Source organism: Vibrio sp. 1978 (genome assembly GCF_033344345.1).
In genome coordinates, this window is record NZ_JAWPOP010000495.1 from 1 (window position 1) to 684 (window position 684).

Below are 684 nucleotides of genomic sequence, written 5' to 3' on the forward strand. Positions count from 1 at the left end.
AAGGAGGACATCAATTTCGATGTCGCCTTTGTCTATGCTTTGGCGATGTTACTGGTGGGAACGGCGCTGCTGTTCCAATTAGTTAATCCGCTTTCGGCGGTCGTGGTGCTGCTCGGTTACGTCTACTACGTGTTCTTCTACACTATGTGGTACAAACGCAACTCAGTATACGGCACTCTTGTCGGCAGCATCTCTGGCGCCGTGCCACCATTAGTGGGCTACTTGGCGGTGACCAACTTCATCAGCCTAGAAGCAATTCTGCTGTTTACCATGTTTTGTTTATGGCAAATGCCACACTCCTACGCGATTGCGATGTTCCGTATGCAAGACTATCGAGAAGCGGGGATTCCGGTTTTACCCGTTAAAGAGGGTATTCATAAAGCGCACCGACACATGAAAGCGTATGTGGTGGCCTTTGGCGCAGTATCGTTGGGATTATTTTTACTTGGTGAAGCCGGCTATGAATACTTAGCGGTTGCGGCTGTCGTTTGCTTTATGTGGACGAAAGTAACCTTTCGCAGCATTGACGACAGCAATTACGTCGCGTGGTCGAAGTCGGTATTTAAAGTCTCGTTGCTGGTGGTGATGGGGATAAGTGGTGTGCTTGGCGTCGAGTTGATACCTCTTGCTCTTTAAAGGCTAGACAACGGATAACCATAGTTTTAGATGCTTGCAAAAAGTGCT

1 protein-coding gene is annotated in these 684 nt (G+C 48.4%); it reads left to right on the top strand.

Annotation, left to right across the window (positions count from 1 at the left end):
• Positions 1 to 636 (top strand): protoheme IX farnesyltransferase (locus R8N49_RS27430; protein WP_318190492.1); only part of this gene is annotated, 636 nt, incomplete at its 5' end.
• Positions 637 to 684 lie beyond the last annotated feature (48 nt).